Below are 22,307 nucleotides of genomic sequence, written 5' to 3'. Positions count from 1 at the left end.
ATCCACATTTACAATTTTTTGTATAGTTTAGTTTGAATAGCTGTGTATTCATTAATTTTTGACACCCCTTTGGAGGAGGGGAATTTATCAAGGAGATCATTTTAGAGAAATTGCTTATTTGTGCTATCGTTTGAAGTCAGCCTTACAGCCATAGCCCCGATAGGAGCATCTGTTTGAGCTCATTTCCTATTTTTTTGGCTGCGGCGGCTTCGCCGCCGCAGCCAAAAAAATAGGAAATAGCGAGTGCGGATAGCGGGATCAAGCTTCTGAATAAAATAGAAAAGCCCGGACAAACGTCCAGGCTTTATAAATATAGATTAATGAAATTATTTCACTTCTACTTCAGCACCAGCTTCTTCTAATTGCTTCTTAAGCGCTTCAGCTTCGTCTTTAGAGATACCTGTTTTGATTGGAGCAGGAGCACCATCTACGATATCTTTAGCTTCTTTAAGACCAGCACCCGTTAAATCTTTTACTAATTTAACGATCGCTAATTTAGAAGCACCTGCAGACTTAAGAATTACGTCGAATTCAGTTTTTTCTTCAGCAGCTTCAGCAGCACCTCCACCTGCAACTACAACTGCAGCAGCAGCTGGCTCAATTCCGTACTCATCCTTAAGGATAGCAGCTAATTCGTTTACGTCTTTTACTGTTAAGTTTACTAGCGTTTCAGCTAAATTTTTTAAATCTGACATTGTTGTAATGTTTTTGTTGATTATTTATTTAATTTTTTGAGTGTAATTATTCAGCAGCTGGCGTTTCGTCAGTGCTTTCTGCAGCAGGAGCTTCCGGAGCTTCAGCAGCAGGTGTTTCTTCAACTGCAGGAGCTGCTTCTTCAGCTTTAGCTTCTACGGTCTCAGGTTTGTTTTGAAGAGCAGAAACAACTCTCTGGATTGGAGACTGAAGTAATCCGATGATTTCACCGATCATTTCTTCTCTGGACTTGATGCTAACTAAAGCATCAAGGTTATTGTCGCCCAGGTAGAAGGTTTCCTGTACGAAAGCTGATTTCAATGCAGGCTTTTCTTCTTTCTTTCTGAAGTCTTTGATTAATTTTGCAGGAGCGTTAGCTGTTTCAGCAATCATTAATGCAGAGTTCCCTTTGAAAGTTTCGAACATTTCAGAGAAATTCACTCCGTCAATCTGCTCCATTGCTTTTTGCAAAAGTGTATTTTTCACCACTTTCACTTTGATATTTTGCTTGAAAGCCTGTCTTCTGAATTCAGAAGATTTGGCAGCATTCAAACCGTCCAGATCAGCTACATATACTACTTTAGCATCCTGAAGCAAATCTTTGATCTCTTGTATCGCTACAACTTTTTGGTCTTTTGTCATTGTCTTAGGATTTAGTATTAGTTAATAGCTTTAGTATCGATTGCAATACCAGGACTCATTGTAGAAGATAAATAAATAGACTTCACATAAGTACCCTTAGCGGCAGTTGGTTTCATTTTGATCAAAGTAGAGATCAATTCCTGGGCATTTTCCTTGATTTTAGCAGCATCAAAAGATACTTTACCAATACCAGCGTGGATAATACCGTATTTGTCTACTTTAAAGTCAATTTTACCAGCTTTTACTTCAGTTACTGCTTTACCAATTTCCATCGTTACAGTTCCTGATTTTGGGTTCGGCATTAAACCTCTTGGTCCTAGTACTCTACCTAATGGTCCTAATTTACCCATTACAGCCGGCATTGTAACGATAACGTCAACATCTGTCCAACCTTCTTTGATTTTTTGTAAATATTCATCAAGACCTACGTAATCAGCACCAGCTTCTTTAGCTTCCGCTTCTTTATCAGGAGTTACTAAAGCCAAAACTTTAACATCCTTTCCGGTTCCGTGAGGAAGAGATACCACACCTCTTACCATTTGGTTTGCTTTTCTTGGATCTACACCCAATCTTACAGCGATATCTACAGAAGCATCAAACTTTGCAGTGTTCACTTCTTTTACAAGAGCTGAACCTTCTTCAAGGTTATAGATTCTTCCTTTTTCTATTTTGCTTAAAGCTTCCTTTTGCTTTTTAGTCAATTTTGCCATTTCTCTAAGTATTAAGCGTTAAAAGTTGGTTTAGTTCCTGTTACTCTTAATCCCATAGATCTAGCAGTACCTGCAACCATAGAAACTGCAGAATCCATTGTAAAGCAGTTAAGGTCAGTCATTTTATCTTCAGCGATTTTCTTCACCTGATCCCAAGATACAGAACCTACTTTGTTCCTGTTTGGTTCTCCGGAACCCCCTTTGATTTTAGCTGCATCCATTAACTGGATAGCTGCAGGAGGAGTTTTAATTACGAATTCAAAAGATTTGTCTTCGTATACTGTAATTACTACAGGTAAAACTTGTCCCGGCTTATCTTGAGTTCTTCCGTTAAATTGCTTACAAAACTCCATGATGTTCACACCTGCAGAACCCAATGCTGGACCTACCGGTGGAGAAGGGTTAGCTGCGCCACCTTTCACCTGAAGCTTTACCATTTTAAAGACTTTTTTAGCCATTGTTTGTTTTTTAAATTTGAATAATTAATGAGTTTGGAAGCATTATTATTCAGCAGGTTATCACTCTCACATTAGATAAACCTACTTTCGGACTGCAAAATTATAAAAAATATTTTTATTAGCAAATGTTAATTTGCTAAAATTCAGAAATAAAATAATAGACTATTATTTTTATCTAAATTATTTTCTAAAAAATCTGGAGTTAGCTTTTGAAGAGAAAATTGTATTCCCACACGTATCTGCTTGTAAGGGAAGTGTCTTATCCCATGCTGATATTGCGCAAACCAAACTGCTTTTCTGCGATGTAGATTGAGTTTCGAAGCAAATACTATAGGGCGATTGCCATAGTCTTCAACCCTATTTACCCAACCATTATAACCTGAAAATGTATTTTCAAGACTAATATTCTTATGTTTTAAAATTAATTTTTCTCCATATAGTATTGCATCATCTTGCACATTAAGATTGGGTGTCTGAATATCCCAAGAGAAAAAACCTAAATTTGAAACCACACGCATTTCATCAATAAAAAAATTACTTATTTTAATTGACTTACCGATTTCTATATCAAAATAATACCCTGCTGTATTGAAAAATCTACGGTTTTTGAACTCGCTTCCCGAAGCTGTCTTTAATGTTGAGTTTAGAATAATCGCAGGCCTAAGTTTATCTTCTGACAACAACTTAATTCTCAATTGAATGTAAAGATCTCCGGTTGCAAAACCTTCGTTTTTCTGCATTTGCCTTCTCGACAGAACCTGATCTGACACAGAAAAATGTTCCAGAACTACCGCCCAAGCTTTCACAGAAACCTTTTCAGCAATAAGAGGAATTTCCAGCTTGGATATGTTTGAGATAGTTTGATCTCCGTACCCATAGTAATAATCTGCCGCCGTAGAAAATTCAGTATATTTCGGAATGCTTGCATCAGAAAATTCAGGAACAGGATTGGCATTGGGACCAAAGTAATTGGTTGTATGATAAATAAGCGATTGGGCATAATTTATCTTAAATAATACCAAGAATAAGAGCAATAATTTTTTTTTCACATTTTTGTAATTTATACAAAAATAAAAAAGATTCCTCCAGTAAGCGATTACTTTATAAATAAATAGACATAAAAAAACCAATCTTATTAACAAGATTGGTCTTATATATTTTAAGAAAATATTTATACTTTTTCTACCTGCATGTAGCTTAGCTCCATTGGCGTTTTTCTTCCGAAGATCAAAACTGAAACTTCAATTTTCTTTTTATCTTCAAGGATTTTTTCAACGGTTCCGTTGAATCCATTGAACGGCCCGTCAATTACCTTAACGTTTTCACCCACTACATAAGGAATTTCCACATCGCTTGCAAATTCTGAAAGTTCGTCCATTCTTCCGAGCATTCTGTTCACTTCAGATTTTCTCATCGGAACAGGATCTCCGCCTTTTGTTAAGCTTAAGAATGAAATAACTCCGGGAATGTTCTTAATAACGTGAGGAATTTCTCCCATCAGATCAGCTTCAATCATCAGGTATCCAGGATAGTAAGGCCTTTCTTTAGGAACTTTTTTACCGTTTCTGATCTGAATAACCTTTTCCATAGGAATAACCACTTGAGTAACGTACTGCTCAAACCCTAAACGTTTGATTTCGGTCTCAATATAGTTTTTCACTTTATTTTCCTGTCCGCTGATTGCTTTCAGCACATACCACTTCAATTCGCTCATTATGGGAAAATAGTTTTATTATTAATTGAACAAGTTGATAAGCATTCCTATTATGTTGCTGATTGCTTTAGAAAACAATTCATCAACACCAAAGGTAAATAACGCCAGAATAACTGTTGCAACCGTAACTACAATTGTAGAAGACTGCAAATCAGACCACTTTGGCCATTCAACTTTATGCCTGAATTCGTTATAAGAACCTTTTAAAAAATCGATAAATGAACTCATAATTGTTATTTGCACGGGCACAAGGACTCGAACCCTGATCAACGGTTTTGGAGACCGGTATCCTACCATTGGACGATGCCCGTAGTTAAAAAAAGCTTCCGTGAAGAAATTCCTTACGGAAGCCTTTATATTGTAATAGATGATTAGTCTAAGATTTCAGTAACCTGACCTGAACCAACTGTTCTACCTCCTTCTCTGATCGCGAATCTAAGACCCTCGTTAAGAGCAATTGGCTGTAATAATTCTACAGTGATCTCTAAGTTATCACCAGGCATTACCATTTCTACACCTTCTGGTAAGAAGATCTCACCTGTAACGTCAGTAGTTCTTACGTAGAACTGAGGACGGTATTTGTTATGGAATGGAGTGTGACGTCCACCTTCTTCTTTAGAAAGGATATAAACTGATGCTTTGAATTTTTTGTGAGGCTTCACAGAGTCTTTCTTAGCGATTACCATACCTCTCTTGATATCGGTTTTTTCAATACCTCTCAACAATAGACCTACGTTATCACCAGCTTCACCTCTGTCTAGGATTTTTCTGAACATCTCAACCCCTGTAATTGTAGAAGTTAATTTTTCATCACCCATACCTACGATATCTACAGGATCACCAGTGTTGATGATACCAGCTTCGATTCTACCAGTTGCTACAGTACCTCTACCTGTAATAGAGAATACATCTTCGATTGGCATCAAGAATGGCTTATCTGTATCTCTGATTGGCTCTTCGATCCACTCATCAACAGCATCCATTAATTGCTCAACAGACTTAAACCACTTATCATCAGAGTTACCTTCAGTAGCAGCAGTAAGTGCACCAAGAGCAGAACCTTGGATTACAGGAGAGTTATCACCATCAAATTCATAAGTAGATAATAAGTCTCTAAGCTCCATTTCAACAAGCTCTAATAACTCAGCATCATCTACCATGTCAACTTTATTCATGAAAACAACAATTCTTGGTACGTTTACCTGACGGCAAAGTAGAATGTGCTCTCTTGTTTGAGGCATTGGTCCGTCAGTCGCAGCACATACCACGATTGCTCCATCCATCTGAGCAGCACCAGTTACCATGTTCTTCACGTAATCCGCGTGACCTGGACAGTCAACGTGAGCATAGTGTCTTTTCTCAGTTTCGTATTCGATGTGAGCTGTATTGATAGTAATACCTCTTTCTTTTTCTTCTGGAGCAGAGTCAATTGCAGAGAAGTCTTTTTTCTCAGCAAGACCTTTGCTAGCTAATACAGCAGAAATAGCAGCTGTAAGAGTAGTTTTACCATGGTCAACGTGACCAATAGTACCAATGTTCAAGTGTGGTTTGTTACGATTAAACGTTTCCTTTGCCATGATTTAAAATTATTTATTTATTGTTTTTCAAATTTTCGGTGTGCAAATATAATGAATTTTTAAATACTAAAATCTTTTTCTTCAAAAAAAGTTTCAATATTCAAATCCAATGAAGCACAAACCTTATATTTCAATGTATTGAGATTGCAAATTTACACAAATTTCTTAATTGAAAAAATCCTACTGAAGCTTTTCACTAAATTATAAACTATCTCTTTAATTCTTAATCATATAAATCCCGGTGAAAAAAAACTCAAGATGGAAAACCATAATTCACATTTTGTCGTAGATGGAAATACGAACCTTAAATATTATATTATGAGAAAACTATTACATTTACTTACAGTGTTATTCAGCATTGCCATTTTATTTTCCTGTGATGAAACTGAAGATCTTATGCCTGCGGATATGATGGCTCAAGGACCGGATCTTGTTGTATATGGAATTACATCAAACAATGAACTTGTGTCTTTTAATGCCAATAATCCTAAAAATTTTATTTCCAAAGCAATGATTACAGGCGTTGTTTCCGGTGAAAAACTGATGAGCATAGATTTCCGTCCTGCTACAGGGGAACTTTATGCACTGTCGAATGCAAGCAAGCTGTATATCATTAATATATCGAGTTTGTCTGCAAGGGTGGTAAGTACAACAGCTTTTTCACCTGCAGTTTCAGGCAGCATTGCTTCAATCGATTTTAATCCTACGGTGGACAGAATTCGTTTGGTGAGCAATACAGGACAAAATTTAAGGCTTCATCCTGAAACAGGAGCGGTAGCGGCAACCGATATGAATATCAACGGAGGCGGAACTCCATCAATTACAGGAATTGCCTATACCAATAGTAAATCCGGAGCTTCAAGCACTATTTTGTATGATATTGATATGGCTTCAGGAAAGTTATTCAAGCAGGATCCTCCCAATAATGGAGTATTAGTAGAAATAGGAAATTTAGGAACAACTTTTACAGGGCAGGCTGCATTTGATATTAAATATGATAACTCCGCAGCTTTATTAACTTTAAATAATAATCTCCATATAATTGACCTTAATAATGGTAAGGCAACCAATATAGGAATGCTTCAGCAGCAAATTATTGATCTTGCCATTCCTACAGAACCGGTTGCTTATGCGGTAGATAATTCAAACAATCTTCAGATTTTCAACCCGAACAGCCCGATGCCGGTTTCAAAGGCAATTACAGGACTTCAGAGCGGCGAAAATATTCTTGGTATCGATTTCAGACCGTTAAACGGACAGCTGTATGCTTTAGGAAGTTCCAGCAGACTGTATACCATTAATTTGGGAACAGGTGCTGCGACTGCAATAGGAACTTCTCCTTTTACAACGGTACTTGCCGGAACAGATTTCGGATTTGATTTTAATCCAACCGTTGATAAAATCAGAGTGGTGAGCAACACGGGACAAAATCTTCGTCTTGATCCTGTAACAGGGGGAATTACAGCAGTAGACGGAATGCTGAATCCTGGAACTCCGATGATCGGAGCGGCTGCTTATACCAATAATTTTGCAGGAGCTACTTCAACAACTTTATTTGTTATCGATCATAATACCGATAAGTTATACCAACAAAATCCGCCCAACAACGGGACATTGGTAGAGACAGGTTCTTTAGGAATAAATATTACCAGCGCGAACGGTTTCGATATCGGAAGCATGAGCCAGAAAGCATACTTAGTTGCAGCAGTGGGTGCATCAACAAAAATCTACAGCATTAATACTTCAACAGGAGCCGCAACATCTATTGCAGATTTCCCAAATGTAGTGAGAGGATTTGCCGTAGGATTAGGATTTTAACTCATAATAATTATTTCAATAGCAGTCAGGCGGAAAACTTTGTTTTCCGCCTGACTTTTTAATACAAATAAAAAATTTAGATCTGCCGGGATTTTTTAGTTCATGATGGTTTTTTTGACCTAAAAAAGTCGTTGAATTGTTTTAACGTAAAGAGAACAAAGATTTTTTCTCACCCCAATCTTCTCCAAAGGAGAGGGAGCTGAATCAAAAGCTTTTTGACTGCGTTGAATCCTCGATTTCACTCAGTAAACCATATATCTATTTTAAGATGTATTTTTAAACTATTAAGATAATTAAGGAGTAAAGGGTTATAAGAATCAACTATTCAAAGAGCGGTAAATCAGCAACTGATTGTTGGTAACCACCTGTTCTCCTTCAGACAAGCCTTCTGAAACGTAAGTGATGTCGCCGACCTGTTTCAGGACTTTTATTTCACGAACTTTTACATCGGTTCTGGATTTATAGACAATCACAAAACTTCTGTTGTCATCAAAAATTACAGCTTTGGAAGGAACGGTTGCTGCCATTGTATTTTCTGAGCTGGTTACCTTAATGGTTGCCTTACTTTCCGGGATCAGCAATCCGTTTTGGTTATCCAGCACAACCCTTGCCTGCATGGCGTTGGTTTCGGGATGAATAATTTTAAATATTTTATCGATTTTTCCGTCAAAAACTTTATCAGGATAAGAAAGGGTGGAAACCCGGGCCTTCATTCCCAGACTTATTTTATCAATATCAGATTCATTTACGTTTATGATGACCCAGACTTTCGTTGTATTAGCTACATCGAAGATATTATCGCTTCGGTCGCTTCTGAGCTGCATATCTTTATTGATGTTTTTCTTTACGATATATCCGCTGATAGGAGCTACCACGTTGTAAATATTTCCTTTTTTTATATTATATACCATACTTATTGCGTTTGCTCTCTGGATCTGGTCCTGGGCTTTCTGAAGCTGACTTTTCGCTTCGAGAACATCCCTTTCGGTGTTTAGTTTTCCTGCATACATTTCTTTAGCTACGTGAAGATTATTTTGTGCTACCACAAGATCCGTTTCAGCATCGCTTACATCTTTCTGAACGTCTGCCATTTCGGTACTTCTGATGGTTGCCAAAACCTGTCCTTTTTTTACATAATCTCCCAGTTCTACATTTACATTTAAAACATTCCCACTAACCAAGGGATAGACATCGATGTAACTGTTGTTATCTGCCGAAATTTTCCCATAAAAATTAAAGTCGTCTTCAATATATTTTTTTTGAACCTTTACAAGAGCAATCGACCCGAGCATGGTATTGCTCAGCTCAAAACCTTTTTTTACCTGCGGCTGCATTAGTTCTCGATTTTTTGAACAAGAAAAAAGTAAGACTGTGATGATTAGGGGAAGAATATACGCTTTCATTTAATAGAAGATTTTTGTTTGTACAAGTTGATTGAGTTGTTCTGCAGGCTGCATGATTGCGTTTTTCATATCATAGATCTGAAGTGCCGTTTCTCTGTAGCTGTCCATAAAGTTTGTAAATTCAATAAGGTTTACATTTCCTTTTCTGAAGTTATTCAGCAGCCCTTTGTAAACCATTTCCATATGATCCAAGTACTCAGATTTGATCCTGGAAAGCTGATTTTACTGCATTTTCCAGGTTTTGTAGGCTGCCTGAACTTTTGTTTCTAAATTCAGTTTTTGAAATTCTGCGTTTTTCTGGTTTTGCTGTAAGTCTTTCGTAATAAAGATTATAATAAGTCATATGAAGCTGTGCCCGAAGATCTGCCAGCAGCTGGGAAAACTGCAGTTGAGCGAGCTCTTTATTTGATTTTGCAAAAGCAATTTCGTTCTTCTTTTTCCCGCCCATGTAAATAAACTGGCTAATTTCGGCTCCTTTTGCCCGACCCACATCAAAAACTTTTCGGTTTTCGGGATTATAAGCATTGATTTGCCCACCCAATTGCGGGAGCTCCCAGATTTTAGCCTGCAAGATATCTGTTTCGGCCATGTTGATATTATACTGTTCGGCGAGCAGTTGTAGATTGTTCTTCTGAAAAGCTTCTTCGCAATCCGAAAGCGACATTTGCTGTTGTGCCATTGTCAATGAGCAAGCAACTATCAGCAGTCGTGCAATTCTGTTCATTCTTTAATTTTATGATGCAAAATTGCTTTTATGGTATTAAAATGCTCTTAAAGAATACTTAAAAAAAAATTAAAATAGTTTTGAGGTTTATGTTTAACCACAAAAGCATTTTAACCACATAAGTCACATCACCTTAAGCATAAAGCTTCACGCATATTTAGAACACAAAAGTTTTTAAAATCTTAGATTTTTTCTAATGTGCTTTGAAATATTTTAAGATTATCAAAATCTTTCTGTGAATTTTAACAATGGGTAAAACTATTGTTGTTAATAGTGAAAGATCCTCGACTGGTTCGTGTTCAGGAGAAGAATACAAGATTATTTATGAAAAATAACACTGAATTTATTCAACAAATCTCCGGGAGCTGCATAGGTAATTTTTGCGCCGTGGTATTCCAGAATTCTTTTAACAATACGCAGCCCAAGACCTGATCCGGAAGTATTCTGAGAATTGTTGCCACGCATGAATGCTTCAAAGAGTTTTGGCTGTTCTTCTTTAGGAATGGCATTTCCGTGGGAAATAACGTCAACAATAAGCCTGCTTTCCGTCTCTGTGATCAAAACGTCCACTTCCGTATCATCCGAATAGATGGCCGCATTTTTAAATAAGTTTATGAAAACAATTTCCAGTAAAGACTGGATTCCGTTAATTGTAAGCAATGCAATTTCAGAAGTATTTTCGGAGATCTGGAAATCCATTTTCAGTTTCGGATAACTTTTCTCCACGGCTTCAAAAGACTCAAAAATAACCTCATCGATTCTTACTTCCTCGTAAATGTTCTGGATATTTTCCTTGTCGAATTTCGTTAACAGCAGCAATGAATTGGTAAGATCCGACAATTGGTAAACATCTTTTTTAATCTGCTGAAGTGAAGTCAAAGTTTCCGGAGGATGCTGCCCGAACTTAATTAAATTTTCAAGCTGAAAAGCCATCCTGGTAAGGGGCGTACGGATTTCATGAGAAGCACTGGCCGTAAAATCTTTCTGCGACTGAAATACGTCATCCAGCCTTTTGATCATGGTGTTAAATGATTTTGCCAGAACATCAATCTCATCATTAGAATTGCGCACCGGGATTTCCGTGGTCAGTTTATGAGCGGTTACTTCCGAAATTTCTTTGTTAAGATCTTCCAGAGGTTTTAAAAACTGCCCCATAAAGTAATAGCTGAAAAACCCGATAAACAAAGTACTCATTACATAAGCCGTTATCAGAAGATACTTCAGGTATTCTAATTTTGAGGTTCCCGTGGTATCATAAGCGCTGGTAAGAATGTAATAATTTTGTCCATTAATGTTTTTAAGGGCGGCATAAATTTCAGGAACTGTTTTTTCCGAGTAAATGATCTTCTTTTCATCGAGTTCTTTCAGCAATGCATTATCCCAGATGACATTCCGGTCTTTGATGGTACTGTAAATTAATTCTTTATTGCCGTCGAAAATTAAAATGGTTTCGTTCAAAAGAATATTATCTGAATTTTCGCTAAAAAATACAGGCGCTTCTTCTTCGAAATCTTTGGATTTTGCAATGAAATGGGAAGTAAACTCGAGTCTCTGCCTGAATCTTTCCTGAAATTCGTCTTTCCTGAAATCATTAAAAGAGATATAAATCACCGCCATTACAATGCCGAAAAGCAATGAAAAAGCAATACTGAGATTGAGGGCGATTTTTCTTTTTAAAGACATTTTACAGCGGGCTTAGATAATATCCGAATCCGGAACGTGTATGGATAAGTTTTACTTTAAAATCTTTATCTATCTTTTTTCTTAAAAAATTGATGTACACTTCCACCGTATTGGTATTGGTATTAAAATTATGTTCCCATACATGTTCTGTGATCTGCTGTTTTGAGACCGTTCTTCCCTGCGCTTCCGCAAGATAAACCAAAAGCTGGAATTCTTTTAAAGTAAGAGCAATCTCGTTTCCTGCGCGAAAAACTTTCTGTTCGGTTTTATTGATAATAAGATCATCTACCCTGATAATTTCCTGGTCGCTTTTTTCGGAGGGAGATTTTCTTCTCAGGAGAGAATTCATTCGGAGCAGCAGTTCTTCAAACTGAAAGGGTTTTACCAAATAATCGTCTGCGAGTCTTGTAAAGGCATTTTTTTTGTCGGAAAGATCTCCGTATGCGGAAATAATAATGATGGGGGTATTTTTATCAAAAGAACGGATGGTCTGGCAGACATCAAGCCCATTGATTTTAGGAACGTTGATATCCAGAAGATACAAATCATATGAATTGTTTTTGATCTGCCGTAGAAATGTTTCTCCATCGTAAATTTTATCACAGGTAAAATTATTCGATTCCAAAAACTTACAAAGCTCTGCCGAAAGAATAAGATCATCTTCCAATAAAAGAATATTCATCGAAAATTTATTTTATACGAATGTAAAGAAAATTTTTATGACGGTAAAAGAATTCAAATTTGCGGAAAGTATTTTAATTGAATTTTAAGGTTAAAATATTTTAAACGCTATGGATGCAATAGATATTTGAATTCTACTTAATATTTGCGTTTGCAAAGGCAAATATCATATATCTTTCATTTGCTGAATGGAATGCCTTTGTGAAAGGAATTAGAAGAGTTAAAGGTAAGCTTTCCTAGCGCCGGTAGCGTTAAAGAATATTAAAAATAAAAAATCCCGAAGAAATCGGGATTAAAACGAGAGCCAACTACGGGACTTGAACCCGTGACCTCTTCCTTACCAAGGAAGCACTCTACCGCTGAGCTAAGTCGGCAACAATCAAAAAAATCACACTAAAAGCGTGATTTTGCTGGAGCGGAAGACGGGGGTCGAACCCGCGACATTCAGCTTGGAAGGCTGACGCTCTACCAACTGAGCTACTTCCGCAATTTTGTTTCCAAAATTATTGGCAACGCTGTGCAAACTTAAGGAAAATCCTTTATTCGTGCAACTTTTTTTCTACTATAAAATGTGGGGAGAGCAGGATTCGAACCTACGAAGCCGAAGCAACTGAGTTACAGTCAGTCCCATTTAGCCACTCTGGAATCTCCCCAGATATTTTATTGTAAATGAGCCTCCAGAGGGATTCGAACCCACGACCCCGAGATTACAAATCACGTGCTCTGGCCAACTGAGCTATGGAGGCATTTTAACAAATGGACTGAAATCTGTGAGAAACGCTACTCTACATCATTTCAGTAGTTAAAAAAAAATCACCCTGCAATAAGTGTGATTATTCTGAGCGGAAGACGGGGGTCGAACCCGCGACATTCAGCTTGGAAGGCTGACGCTCTACCAACTGAGCTACTTCCGCAATTTTGTTTCCAAAATTATTGGCAACGCTGTGCAAACTTAAGGAAAATCCTTTATTCGTGCAACTTTTTTTTTACTATAAAATGTGGGGAGAGCAGGATTCGAACCTACGAAGCCGAAGCAACTGAGTTACAGTCAGTCCCATTTAGCCACTCTGGAATCTCCCCAGATATTTTATAGTAAACGAGCCTCCAGAGGGATTCGAACCCACGACCCCGAGATTACAAATCACGTGCTCTGGCCAACTGAGCTATGGAGGCATTTATAAAAAAGAATTCAAAAGATCACTGTTCCTTTTTGCGAGTGCAAATATAGAGCGGATTTTTTGAATTCTCAAATTTTTTAATAATTTTTTTTAACTTTTTTTGCTATGCCATTTCCTTTTTCTTGATTAGTAGCTTTTTAGCAGCATCAACGCATAAGTCTAAGCTTTCTTCAAAAGTTGTTGTTGTCTTTTTTACCACGATATCGTCTCCCGGAACCGCCAAAATAATCTCGGCCGTTTTATTGACCTTATCCGAGTTATTTTCCACTTTTAAAAATACTTTGCAGTCCTGGATTTTATCATAAAAGGTATCCAGTTTGCTTACTTTTTTCTCGATGTGTGATTCTAGTGGTTCGTGTGGAGTTAAACCAATTGATTGTACTGTGATCTTCATAATTCGTCATTTTTTGAAGCTCTTGGATGAGCCTGATTAAAAACTTTTTTCAATTGTTCGATATTGGCATTCGTATAGACTTGAGTACTTGCAAGGCTGGAATGTCCTAATATTTTTTTTACTTTAGAGATCTCTGCCCCATTATCCAAAACATGTGTAGCAAAGCTGTGCCGAAGGATATGAGGACTTCTTTTTTCCTTTGTTGTTACAAGACTAAGGTACTTATTAACCACCACATAAACAAATTTTTCGGTGAGTTTTTTGCCTTTCCTGTTGACAAAGAAGTATGATTTAAATTCTGTTGCCGGGTTGCGTATTTGTACGTAACTTTTTAAAACGGCTGCCAGATTTTCGGAGACCGGAATAATCCTTTGCTTGTTTCCTTTCCCGATTATTTTTATTTCTCCGGCACTCAGGTTTACATTTTCAAAAGTCATACCACAAAGCTCCGCCTTACGCATACCGGTTTGGTAAAGCACTTCCATAATACATTTTTCAAGAATATCCTGAACATTGGTAAAAGCCTGATCACTGAGCTTTTGCATTTCCTGTTCAGACATGGGAATTTGTTTTTCGGGATAAAATTTCAGGGATGAAATATTTTCGACGGGAGAAACTTCAATATCGCCGATTTTTAAAAGAAAGAGATAAAAGCTTCGGAGGGAAGAGAGTTTTCTGTTGATGCTTCTCTTTGCAATATTATTTTCGCTTAGCTCGACAATAAAATTCCGGATGATTTTTTTGTCGGCTTTAGAAATATCTTCTGAAGATTCCGTTTTAAGATAAAAACGATAAAAATCTTCAAGGTCTTTTCTGTAGCTTGTAATGGTGTGAGGCGAATACCTCTTTTCGAGTTCTAAATATTCTAAGAATTTGTCCAGCATCATTAAAAATATAAAAACAAAAATTCACTCTTCAAATATAACTATTTAAAGAGTGAATTCGTATGCGAATTAAGAAAATTTCTTAAGCCTGCTCTTCTTTGCTAAGCGCTCTTTGTTTGTGAGCAGCTTTCAATCTCGCTTGTCTTAGCGTTACAGAAGGCTTGATAAACTGTTGTCTTGCTCTAAGCTGACGAACTGTTCCTGTTTTATCAAATTTTCTTTTATATTTTTTTAATGCTCTGTCGATGGATTCACCATCTTTTACTGGAATTATTAACATATATTACATCTCATTTTGGATTGCAAAAATACTAATTTTTTATAAATCTGCAAATTTTTATCTTAATTGTTTAATAATCACCCTCAAAAAACATCTATGCAGCGATGATGAATCTTTAAAAACAACCAGACATTTAAATCATATCACAATTATTTAATTGAATTTTATAATAAAATTTTAGTTAAATTTGCCTAAAAACTAACATATATAAAATGAACTTTTCATTACAACTTATTTTCTGCAATACCTAACATTGCCCATTCATTTATAATTCTATAATTTTCACCTATCCACCTTTTAAAACTTGTAACCTGGCATGATCAAAAGATTACTCTTTTCTTTTCTATCCATATTTTATATCTCTCTTTCTGCTCAGGAGGACTGCGTTTCTGCAATTACGGTTTGCGGAAACTCTAATATTAATTACACGCCTTCAGGTGTTGGTAATGAATATGAAACGCTTGGAGGCTGTTTATCTTCGGGGGAACATCACTCAGTCTGGTATAAATTCACCATCGCTACCAGCGGAACGCTTACTTTCAACCTTACACCTACAGGACCTGTTGATTATGACTGGGCGATTTATGGACCGAATACATCCTGCGGAAATCTGGGATTTCCCATCCGCTGTAATGCCTCCGGGACTCTTGCTAGTACGGGAATGAATATGACCAATACGAACACAAGTTCTGCAGGTGGTAACACAACACCGTATTGTAAATACATGGATGTCGTTGCCGGGGAAACCTACTATTTATATATAGACAACTGGTCTACTACCGTGTATACTTTCAACCTAACCTGGGGTGGAACGGCTACTTTTGTATCTCCTTTTTCTGGTTCTGGGATTGCTACCAATCCTTTTATAGCACCGGGCGTTGCAGGGCCTAATCCGAATTCGCCAAGAGTTATATCGATGTGCGACAGCAGTGTCCCTTTTAATTTTACCACTTTATCTCCGGGAATTATTAATGGAAATGCCAATTTTACGATAAGCTATTTTAATGATGCCAATGATGCTGCAACAGGAAGCAACCCGATTACATCACCTATTTCCATAATACCAGGTTCCGTTTATTATTATAACATTAATTACAATAGCCCGAGTAATCCGGGTAGCAGCCTTAATGCCTGCAAACAAACCGGCTCTTTTATTTTTGAAGCCAGCAATCTGACGGCATCCATTACCGCTTCATCAATGACTTTATGTCCTGGTGGAAATGTTACTTTAACATCAGCCAGTACCACAGGAAATACATGGTCTACAGGCTCTACGAATCCTTCCATCGTAATTACTGCACCGGGAACCTATACGCTTGTGACCACCAATGGAAATTGTACAAGTCCGCCTGCCTCTGTAACCATTACGGCCGCTTCGGATCCAAACGTACAGATTACCGGAAGCCTTGTACTGTGCGATACTTCTACCCAGCTCATCGCTACCTCCACCGGAACGGGAAATCTATATACCTGGTCTAACGGAGCCACCGGAAACACCATTTCAGTTGCAGCTCCGGGAACCTACACAGTGAATGTGACAACCCCTGCGAATTGTACTTATCAAAAATCGGTTACAGTTACCCAGGGAGTTGTTCCGGCTGTTCAGAATGCGAATTTGAGCATTTGTTCCGATACTCCGACCGCCACTTTTAATTTAACATCAGCCCAAAACAACATCAGCACCACGGCAGGTAACCTTTGATTATTACCTTAATCAGGCCGATGCGGTGGCAGGAAATACAAATACGATTGCTAATCCTACATCGCATGTTTCCGGAAATGCAACTATTTATGTCCGGGTAAAATCCAGCACATGTTCTAAAGTGGCCAACCTGCAATTGATGGTCAATCAAAAACCGGTTCCTGTCATTACCGCTTCTGCAACAGTAATCTGTAATAATGGAAATATTACGCTAACTTCTAACTACGCTACCGGAAATACATGGTCAACAGGACAAACCGCCCAAAGCATTACAATAAATGCTCCAGGTGTGTATACATTAACTAACAATAACGGGTTGTGCACAAGTGATCCAACTTCCGTGACTATCAATAACAGCCCTAACCCGAATGTGCAGATTACCGGAAATTTAACTTTCTGCGAAGGATCTTCAACAGTATTAACAGCTTCTGCAGCCGGAACCGGAAATACTTTTTCCTGGTCTAATGGCGTAACAGGAACAACCAATACCGTTACAGCATCCGGAACCTATACCGTTACAGTAACCACTCCTTTAGGATGTCAGTACCAAAGCTCTGCAACGGTAACGATGGACCCTGCGATTACGGTAAATATTGCCGCTCCTTTAGAAATCAACTGTACCAATACGCAAATTACGCTTAATGCATCAGGCTCAACGTTTCCAACCGGTTCAATCTTCTTGTGGACCGCTTCCGGCGGCGGAACGATTGTTTCGGGAGCGAATACGTTAACACCGGTTGTGAATAATGCCGGAACTTATACCCTGAAGATTACCAGTCCGTTCGGTTGTACCAAGCAGTCTTCCGTAACGGTGGTAAAAAATATTACGCCTCCAACGATCACATTGAATGCTTCATCCACCAATATCTGTAAAGGAGATTCGGTTGTGCTTACCGCTTCAGGTGCTGCAACGTATACATGGACAGGACTTCCGGGAAGTGGAAATACACAAACCGTTTCCCCTACTTCTACTACGATGTATACGGTTACGGGAATCGGAAGCAACGGCTGTCCTGCACAGGCAACCACTTCTATTACGATTAATGTTGTTCCTGCGATTTCAGCATCATTGCCGAATGTGGAGGTATGTCAGGGAGACAATGCGGTTTTGGATGCCGGAGCCGGAGCGAATTATTCTTACAGCTGGAATACCGGAGCCACTACCCAAACCATAAGCACGGCAATTCCCGGAACATATACAGTAACCATCAACAATGGGTCTTGTTCCAAAGTCCTTACTGCCGTAGTTTCTTATATTAAAACTCCTGAAATTACAGGAATTACTTATGAGAATGGCTTTTTAACCATCAACGTTAAAAATCCGGCAGGTGATCCACTGGAATATTCTATTGATGGCGGCGTAACGTGGCAATCGTACAATATTTTCAAAAATGTTTTGAGCAATACACAATATTCCATCCGAGTAAGAAAGAAAGGGATTTTATGTGATACGCATATGGAATATTATACGTTCTTAATGAACAATACGATCACACCAAACAGTGACGGAATCAATGATAATATCGACTTCAGCATCATCAGCAAGTTCGGAAATTTCAAAGGAAGCATTTTTGATAAATATGGTAAAGTTGTTTTCGAGGTAAGTTCTAAAAATCCGGTATGGAATGGAAAATACGTTGGAATGCCATTGCCAACTGACACGTACTGGTACAGCTTATCCTGGACCGACCAGATCACGAAACAGCCTGTACAATTATCCGGCTGGATCTTATTAAAGAACAGAGAGTAGCACCTCTACTTTAAAAAGATTAGCGTATGTTAATTATATTTGAATAAAAAGCCTTATTTTTGCATACTTTATTCATGGGGTTGACTGGTTTCGACAGCAAGACCAATGGGTAAGTAAGCATGCAGAGAACCGTAGCGCGATCTCTATAATCCCTTGCTACACAATTTTAACTGGCAACGAAGAGTTCGCTCTTGCAGCTTAATATCGAAGTATAGTAGATCAAGCGTTTTCCCGAAGACTTTAGTAGGGAAGCAAGATATTCCACAAATGCTCTGTTCTGCGGCGTTTGATCCTGGGATATAGGAATGCGGAAATAAGGCTTTAGACGCTTCGGCTAAAGCTCGAAAACCTCAGAAGATAAGCTGAATGTTGGGTGTCTGCTCTCTGCATTCAGTCGAAAACAAATAGCAGAATAAGCATGTAGAAATCTTATGTATTGCTTGTTTGGACGAGGGTTCGAATCCCTCCAACTCCACCGAAATGAAAGGTCATGAAACCTTTTGACAAGTAAAAACCCTTTATATCAATGATATAGAGGGTCTTTTGTTAAAAATATGACTTCATTAAATCTCAATAGATTTCAATCAAATGGTAGCACTGGTGGTGGCAAGCAATTTATATCAACAGAAATAATTCTAAAAAAAGAGTTTAGTACTAAATTTAGATGACTAAACATTAATTCCAAACCTTTTTAATTTTTTTATTGATTCATAGGCTTTCATTAATGACTGCTCTTTAATCCGTTCATTTTTTGACAATGATAATTGTATAGATTTTACATTACCCAATTCAGGTATTGTAAAAATATTAGTATGGTTTGCCAAGTCAATTATTTTTTTCCAATCATCTTTTGCCAGGAGCTTTAGACGATCAAACATATACTTTATTTCAACTGATTCTTTGTCCTCTAATTTAGATTGAACTTTCATATCTAAAAGAAAAGAAGGGTCTTCTGTTAAATACTTAATCATTTTCCTGCCGATGGTTATATCTCTTGGTAAAAAGTTTTTATTTTTCTGAATAGCTTTTAAAACCTCTTCAACCGAATTTTTGTTAAATCCTTCCAAGGAGTTATTTTCGAGAAAACGAACAAAACCATCCCAAAATTTCAATCCAAATTTGTGGATTTCACTGATAATAAAAAGCCTATCTTCCTCATCATTTGTATCAATATCCTTTTCACTTTCTCGATCTTCTTTTTCTTTTGTAGAAATTAAATAATCTCTAAGGATAACCTGTAAATCTTCGACGTAATGTGTTTCTTTCAATCTATTCCACGAAGATTCTCTTTTGGCATATTCAGATATCAAACTGTTATGAGCTTCTTTTACTAAATGATCATATACAAAAACCAAAAGTTTTCTGAGTTCAAGCATTAAAAAATCATCTATTTTTTGGTCTTCATAAATTTTCCATAAATCCAGTCGGTTATCTGTCAAATAATGGAAATAAGAAACCGTATAAGCTACAGTGAAAGATTTTAAGTTGGTATCACCAATAGCATCAACCCCTTTTCGCCCGAATAATTTATCTGTTGATTTAAATATAATCGCATTAGCTACCATTTTTTTGTAGAAATTTTCCCCCGGTAATTTATTTTTACTAACTAAAATATTGATTTTTTTGGTGAAATGAATGAAGTTTTTCTGTGAACCCTGTGAAACAAAATGAGGTTCCAATTCCCATAGGTTAATGAACTTCGCAACATCAGACTTCACAAACTTCAAATGAGAAGGATTCTGCTCCTTGAATTTTTTTTGCTGACTTGGGGTTTGCTTATTCAGCGTTTCACGATACTGTCCGTTTGCACGTTCAAAAAACCAAAGTAGTGATTGGTTTTTGTTTTCTGAATTCACTACGTATTTTTTCCTCGAAAGATTTTCGATCTGAACAAAATAAGGATTGTTCGATGACAAATCAAGTTCAGAGACTTTGTTTTGGCTGTTAGCAAATCTTGAAATATTAGGTACTTCACTATTTTTCTGTTCTTTATCTTTTATAACCGTTAGTTTCATTTGGACAAAAATCTTGCTCAAATCTGCATCTTTGAATTTCTTCTGGGTATGATAAAGTGAAGCTGTCGTTTGCCCCCCGTTTACGATTTGAAAATCATTGAGTCGAGTGATGACCATTTGTCCGTCAACAGATTTTGTTTCTACGCTTTCGGCGGTTGCAGTAATTCCGTTATTGTAAGGCAAAAACATTTGTGGTTTTGTACGAATGGTATCCCGAATTCCTTTGTTGAATTTTCCGGCCTGACCAAGAAATGCACGAACATTGCTTTCCAGTAATTCGTTAGAAAATTCTTTGTATAAATTGGCTAAAACTTCACCAGGGACAATCGCCAAATAACAATCATACATTTCGTCGATGCTTGGAACCTGAAGACATTGCAATCCTTTTCCTTCTTGGGTAAATTTTTCAAACTCAATTTCAATCGGCTCGTGAACGCTGTTTGTTTCGTTTATTTTAAATAATCTTGTAACGTCCCAAGTATGAACGGAAACATCAACATCGTTAATTTCTAATTTTTCTTTTTCATGATTTGAAAAACCATTAATAAGAAAATATACATTAATTCTGTCAAAATCTTTTCCTTGTTTACCAATAATTTTTATCAGTTCGTTGAGTTCTGTATGCGAATGGTCGATGTAATCAATATGTCTTTTCAGTGATGAATTGATGAATCTTTTGATTTGATTCAAAGACTTTGTGTATTCATCTTTCGGAATATTATACTCAAAACTGTCGTTTCTAAAACTCGTAATGAATAAATCTAAAGTTTCAAAATATGTTTTGTTATTTTCATCTCTAAATTGGTCTTTCAGACAATAGCCGTTAATTTTCCAATCGATTCCGCCTTGATTATTGGGATGAATATAAGACAAAACTCTTGCTCCTTCAGACTTTCCGATTGATTCAAAAACTTCGATGCAGTATTCTGTAAATTTATCTTCAAAACTTGCACCTTCTCCATCTGAGTAAACCAAAGAAGCCACATCTGATTTCAGTTCTTCTATGTAATTTTTTAATGCTTTTTCCATTCATTAAATATTTTGGGTAATCTCATCTATTTCGACTGAAAAATTATCTACAGCGGACAGTTCGATAAAATAAGAAGTATTGTAAATGCCAATAGGAAGATTACTCTTGATGATTTTCGGAAACTCTTCTGAAACAGAATAGGAATGAGTTCTTTTTAAAGAAAACATTTTATTATAGTGTTCTTTATCTTCGTCAAAATAACCTAAAAGCATTAGTCTTTCGTTGAAAAACTTAAGTTCATCGATATTTACAGACAGTTTTTTTCGAGTTTGACTGATTAAAGAATTGAGTGTAAAACCATTATCTTTCACATCTTCAGAGATAAAGAGAATCAAAAATAATTCGGTTAAATTTTGCGAGTCCAATTGTCCTTCATTGGTAATTTTTATTTTTGGATATTTTGAAGATGTCAATTTAATTTCAATTCCTATTCCTCCAAAAACAAAATCTTTATCCTCAAAATCTGGTCCTGTCCAAGCATTTAGTACAGTTGAGGGAGATTTTTGACAGTCTAAAAGATGGTTGATAAAAAGCAATTCGCCAATCAAACCTTTTTGTTGTTCAATACTTAAACCATTGAAATTTATTTTATCAAAAAGTTTTTTCCATTTAGAAATAACGTTAAGTGTTTTCGTAATTGCTTCATTTTCTGTAACACATTTAGCAATATCCTCCAGAATATTTTGGATGAACAAAGAAAAAATATCTTTTAAGTCATTGTCTAACAAATAAATATTCAACTCACAAAAATCATCAGTTTCCACACTGAAAATCTCCACGCCCTTGAAACGGTAATTTTTAAGTTCCGGGATTTCTACATTCTTGGAAACCGACATTATGTATAAATGCAGTCCTGTGATGTTATTAGTTGCAGCGTAACAATTTAGATGTGGAATCTCTCCAATTCTTGTTTTTATAATGATATCACCGGTTGGTTTCTGTGTTTCCCAGATTGATTTAATATTAACCAT

At 36.9% G+C, this 22,307-nt stretch carries 21 protein-coding genes, 8 tRNA genes and 1 other RNA gene; 4 read left to right on the top strand and 26 right to left on the bottom strand.

Features of this window, described 5'->3' with window-relative positions; genetic code table 11:
- Positions 1-326: 326 nt before the first annotated feature.
- The 9 genes from rplL to tuf form a co-directional block, all read right to left on the bottom strand.
- Entirely contained in the window at positions 327-695 is a 369-nt protein-coding gene (gene rplL / locus SOP96_RS18555; RefSeq protein WP_248388426.1) for a 50S ribosomal protein L7/L12, read from the bottom strand.
- Between the two features lie 46 nt (positions 696-741).
- On the bottom strand, positions 742-1,335 hold the full coding sequence (gene rplJ, locus SOP96_RS18550) for a 50S ribosomal protein L10 (protein ID WP_326322369.1): 594 nt from the start codon (positions 1,333-1,335) through the stop codon (positions 742-744).
- A gap of 17 nt (positions 1,336-1,352) precedes the next feature.
- Positions 1,353-2,045, bottom strand: a complete 693-nt coding sequence (gene rplA, locus SOP96_RS18545) for a 50S ribosomal protein L1 (protein WP_326322368.1) — start codon at positions 2,043-2,045, stop codon at positions 1,353-1,355.
- Positions 2,046-2,056: 11 nt separating this feature from the next.
- The gene (gene rplK, locus SOP96_RS18540; RefSeq protein WP_034702033.1) at positions 2,057-2,503 is read right to left on the bottom strand and encodes a 50S ribosomal protein L11; all 447 of its coding nucleotides are present in this window, start codon (positions 2,501-2,503) and stop codon (positions 2,057-2,059) included.
- Between the two features lie 143 nt (positions 2,504-2,646).
- Positions 2,647-3,552, bottom strand: a complete 906-nt coding sequence (locus SOP96_RS18535; RefSeq protein ID WP_326322367.1) for a hypothetical protein — start codon at positions 3,550-3,552, stop codon at positions 2,647-2,649.
- A gap of 122 nt (positions 3,553-3,674) precedes the next feature.
- Positions 3,675-4,217: a transcription termination/antitermination protein NusG gene (gene nusG / locus SOP96_RS18530; protein WP_002976412.1), complete on the bottom strand. Its 543-nt coding sequence runs from the start codon at positions 4,215-4,217 to the stop codon at positions 3,675-3,677.
- A 21-nt stretch (positions 4,218-4,238) separates the two neighbouring features.
- A complete protein-coding gene (gene secE / locus SOP96_RS18525; protein WP_066437416.1) occupies positions 4,239-4,445 on the bottom strand; it encodes a preprotein translocase subunit SecE in 207 nt (68 codons plus the stop codon).
- A 12-nt stretch (positions 4,446-4,457) separates the two neighbouring features.
- A tRNA-Trp gene (locus SOP96_RS18520) sits at positions 4,458-4,528 on the bottom strand.
- A 60-nt stretch (positions 4,529-4,588) separates the two neighbouring features.
- The gene (gene tuf / locus SOP96_RS18515; protein WP_042721320.1) at positions 4,589-5,794 is read right to left on the bottom strand and encodes an elongation factor Tu; all 1,206 of its coding nucleotides are present in this window, start codon (positions 5,792-5,794) and stop codon (positions 4,589-4,591) included.
- Positions 5,795-6,052: 258 nt separating this feature from the next.
- Between tuf and SOP96_RS18510 the strand changes: the two genes are divergently transcribed.
- Positions 6,053-7,612, top strand: a complete 1,560-nt coding sequence (locus SOP96_RS18510) for a DUF4394 domain-containing protein (protein WP_326322366.1) — start codon at positions 6,053-6,055, stop codon at positions 7,610-7,612.
- 317 nt (positions 7,613-7,929) lie between these two features.
- On the opposite strand, the gene SOP96_RS18505 is transcribed toward SOP96_RS18510, so the two are convergent.
- The 15 genes from SOP96_RS18505 to rpsU form a co-directional block, all read right to left on the bottom strand.
- Positions 7,930-9,015 carry an efflux RND transporter periplasmic adaptor subunit gene (locus SOP96_RS18505; protein ID WP_411911994.1) on the bottom strand — a complete coding sequence of 362 codons (1,086 nt, stop codon included), beginning with the start codon at positions 9,013-9,015 and terminating at the stop codon, positions 7,930-7,932.
- On the bottom strand, positions 9,016-9,207 hold the full coding sequence (locus SOP96_RS18500) for a hypothetical protein (protein WP_326322364.1): 192 nt from the start codon (positions 9,205-9,207) through the stop codon (positions 9,016-9,018).
- Between the two features lie 4 nt (positions 9,208-9,211).
- Complete coding sequence (locus SOP96_RS18495) at positions 9,212-9,739, bottom strand: TolC family protein (RefSeq protein ID WP_326322363.1); 528 nt, start codon at positions 9,737-9,739, stop codon at positions 9,212-9,214.
- A gap of 318 nt (positions 9,740-10,057) precedes the next feature.
- A complete protein-coding gene (locus SOP96_RS18490; protein ID WP_326322362.1) occupies positions 10,058-11,422 on the bottom strand; it encodes an ATP-binding protein in 1,365 nt (454 codons plus the stop codon).
- 1 nt (position 11,423) lies between these two features.
- Positions 11,424-12,104 (bottom strand): response regulator transcription factor, encoded by a 681-nt coding sequence (locus SOP96_RS18485; protein WP_326322361.1) that lies wholly within the window; start codon positions 12,102-12,104, stop codon positions 11,424-11,426.
- 301 nt (positions 12,105-12,405) lie between these two features.
- Positions 12,406-12,477: transfer RNA gene (locus SOP96_RS18480), tRNA-Thr, on the bottom strand.
- 37 nt (positions 12,478-12,514) lie between these two features.
- A tRNA-Gly gene (locus SOP96_RS18475) sits at positions 12,515-12,590 on the bottom strand.
- 85 nt (positions 12,591-12,675) lie between these two features.
- A tRNA-Tyr gene (locus SOP96_RS18470) sits at positions 12,676-12,756 on the bottom strand.
- A gap of 19 nt (positions 12,757-12,775) precedes the next feature.
- A tRNA-Thr gene (locus SOP96_RS18465) sits at positions 12,776-12,849 on the bottom strand.
- 95 nt (positions 12,850-12,944) lie between these two features.
- Positions 12,945-13,017 (bottom strand) — tRNA-Gly (locus SOP96_RS18460).
- Between the two features lie 85 nt (positions 13,018-13,102).
- A tRNA-Tyr gene (locus tag SOP96_RS18455) sits at positions 13,103-13,183 on the bottom strand.
- A gap of 19 nt (positions 13,184-13,202) precedes the next feature.
- Positions 13,203-13,276, bottom strand: a tRNA-Thr gene (locus SOP96_RS18450).
- Between the two features lie 108 nt (positions 13,277-13,384).
- Positions 13,385-13,675, bottom strand: coding sequence for an HPF/RaiA family ribosome-associated protein (locus SOP96_RS18445; RefSeq protein WP_326322360.1), 291 nt, complete (start codon positions 13,673-13,675; stop codon positions 13,385-13,387).
- Complete coding sequence (locus SOP96_RS18440; protein ID WP_326322378.1) at positions 13,672-14,559, bottom strand: tyrosine-type recombinase/integrase; 888 nt, start codon at positions 14,557-14,559, stop codon at positions 13,672-13,674. Before SOP96_RS18440 ends, SOP96_RS18445 begins: the two co-directional genes overlap by 4 nt.
- An 82-nt stretch (positions 14,560-14,641) precedes the next feature.
- Positions 14,642-14,839 (bottom strand): 30S ribosomal protein S21, encoded by a 198-nt coding sequence (rpsU, locus tag SOP96_RS18435; RefSeq protein WP_007846872.1) that lies wholly within the window; start codon positions 14,837-14,839, stop codon positions 14,642-14,644.
- 316 nt (positions 14,840-15,155) lie between these two features.
- Here rpsU and SOP96_RS18430 point away from each other — a divergent pair, with 316 nt between their 5' ends.
- The 3 genes from SOP96_RS18430 to ssrA all read left to right on the top strand — a co-directional run bounded on the left by SOP96_RS18430 (position 15,156) and on the right by ssrA (position 18,769).
- Positions 15,156-16,541, top strand: coding sequence for a hypothetical protein (locus tag SOP96_RS18430; protein WP_326322359.1), 1,386 nt, complete (start codon positions 15,156-15,158; stop codon positions 16,539-16,541).
- A 25-nt stretch (positions 16,542-16,566) separates the two neighbouring features.
- Positions 16,567-18,291, top strand: a complete 1,725-nt coding sequence (locus SOP96_RS18425) for a T9SS type B sorting domain-containing protein (protein WP_326322358.1) — start codon at positions 16,567-16,569, stop codon at positions 18,289-18,291.
- Positions 18,292-18,367: 76 nt separating this feature from the next.
- Positions 18,368-18,769, top strand: a transfer-messenger RNA (tmRNA) gene (gene ssrA, locus SOP96_RS18420).
- A 190-nt stretch (positions 18,770-18,959) separates the two neighbouring features.
- Here ssrA and SOP96_RS18415 read toward each other — a convergent pair.
- Together SOP96_RS18415 and SOP96_RS18410 are read right to left on the bottom strand one after the other, a co-directional pair.
- The gene (locus tag SOP96_RS18415) at positions 18,960-21,335 is read right to left on the bottom strand and encodes an AIPR family protein (protein WP_326322357.1); all 2,376 of its coding nucleotides are present in this window, start codon (positions 21,333-21,335) and stop codon (positions 18,960-18,962) included.
- Positions 21,336-21,338: 3 nt separating this feature from the next.
- Positions 21,339-22,307, bottom strand: a complete 969-nt coding sequence (locus SOP96_RS18410) for a PD-(D/E)XK motif protein (RefSeq protein ID WP_326322356.1) — start codon at positions 22,305-22,307, stop codon at positions 21,339-21,341.

This window comes from Chryseobacterium salviniae, from assembly GCF_035819015.1.
In the GTDB taxonomy this organism is placed as follows: domain Bacteria; phylum Bacteroidota; class Bacteroidia; order Flavobacteriales; family Weeksellaceae; genus Chryseobacterium; species Chryseobacterium salviniae.
This window is presented reverse-complemented; position numbering and strand designations above follow the sequence as displayed.

What these genes read in the sequence shown, in the direction of transcription:
- SOP96_RS18505 (WP_411911994.1), bottom strand. Translation starts at nt 9,015, where the DNA reads ATGAAAGCGTATATTCTTCCCCTAATCATCACAGTCTTACTTTTTTCT.
- secE (WP_066437416.1), bottom strand. Translation starts at nt 4,445, where the DNA reads ATGAGTTCATTTATCGATTTTTTAAAAGGTTCTTATAACGAATTCAGG.
- SOP96_RS18495 (WP_326322363.1), bottom strand. Translation starts at nt 9,739, where the DNA reads ATGAACAGAATTGCACGACTGCTGATAGTTGCTTGCTCATTGACAATG.
- SOP96_RS18410 (WP_326322356.1), bottom strand. Translation starts at nt 22,307, where the DNA reads ATGGTTAATATTAAATCAATCTGGGAAACACAGAAACCAACCGGTGAT.
- rplL (WP_248388426.1), bottom strand. Translation starts at nt 695, where the DNA reads ATGTCAGATTTAAAAAATTTAGCTGAAACGCTAGTAAACTTAACAGTA.
- SOP96_RS18490 (WP_326322362.1), bottom strand. Translation starts at nt 11,422, where the DNA reads ATGTCTTTAAAAAGAAAAATCGCCCTCAATCTCAGTATTGCTTTTTCA.
- rplJ (WP_326322369.1), bottom strand. Translation starts at nt 1,335, where the DNA reads ATGACAAAAGACCAAAAAGTTGTAGCGATACAAGAGATCAAAGATTTG.
- SOP96_RS18440 (WP_326322378.1), bottom strand. Translation starts at nt 14,559, where the DNA reads ATGCTGGACAAATTCTTAGAATATTTAGAACTCGAAAAGAGGTATTCG.
- tuf (WP_042721320.1), bottom strand. Translation starts at nt 5,794, where the DNA reads ATGGCAAAGGAAACGTTTAATCGTAACAAACCACACTTGAACATTGGT.
- rpsU (WP_007846872.1), bottom strand. Translation starts at nt 14,839, where the DNA reads ATGTTAATAATTCCAGTAAAAGATGGTGAATCCATCGACAGAGCATTA.
- rplA (WP_326322368.1), bottom strand. Translation starts at nt 2,045, where the DNA reads ATGGCAAAATTGACTAAAAAGCAAAAGGAAGCTTTAAGCAAAATAGAA.
- nusG (WP_002976412.1), bottom strand. Translation starts at nt 4,217, where the DNA reads ATGAGCGAATTGAAGTGGTATGTGCTGAAAGCAATCAGCGGACAGGAA.
- SOP96_RS18510 (WP_326322366.1), top strand. Translation starts at nt 6,053, where the DNA reads ATGGAAAACCATAATTCACATTTTGTCGTAGATGGAAATACGAACCTT.
- SOP96_RS18415 (WP_326322357.1), bottom strand. Translation starts at nt 21,335, where the DNA reads ATGGAAAAAGCATTAAAAAATTACATAGAAGAACTGAAATCAGATGTG.
- SOP96_RS18430 (WP_326322359.1), top strand. Translation starts at nt 15,156, where the DNA reads ATGATCAAAAGATTACTCTTTTCTTTTCTATCCATATTTTATATCTCT.
- SOP96_RS18445 (WP_326322360.1), bottom strand. Translation starts at nt 13,675, where the DNA reads ATGAAGATCACAGTACAATCAATTGGTTTAACTCCACACGAACCACTA.
- SOP96_RS18485 (WP_326322361.1), bottom strand. Translation starts at nt 12,104, where the DNA reads ATGAATATTCTTTTATTGGAAGATGATCTTATTCTTTCGGCAGAGCTT.
- rplK (WP_034702033.1), bottom strand. Translation starts at nt 2,503, where the DNA reads ATGGCTAAAAAAGTCTTTAAAATGGTAAAGCTTCAGGTGAAAGGTGGC.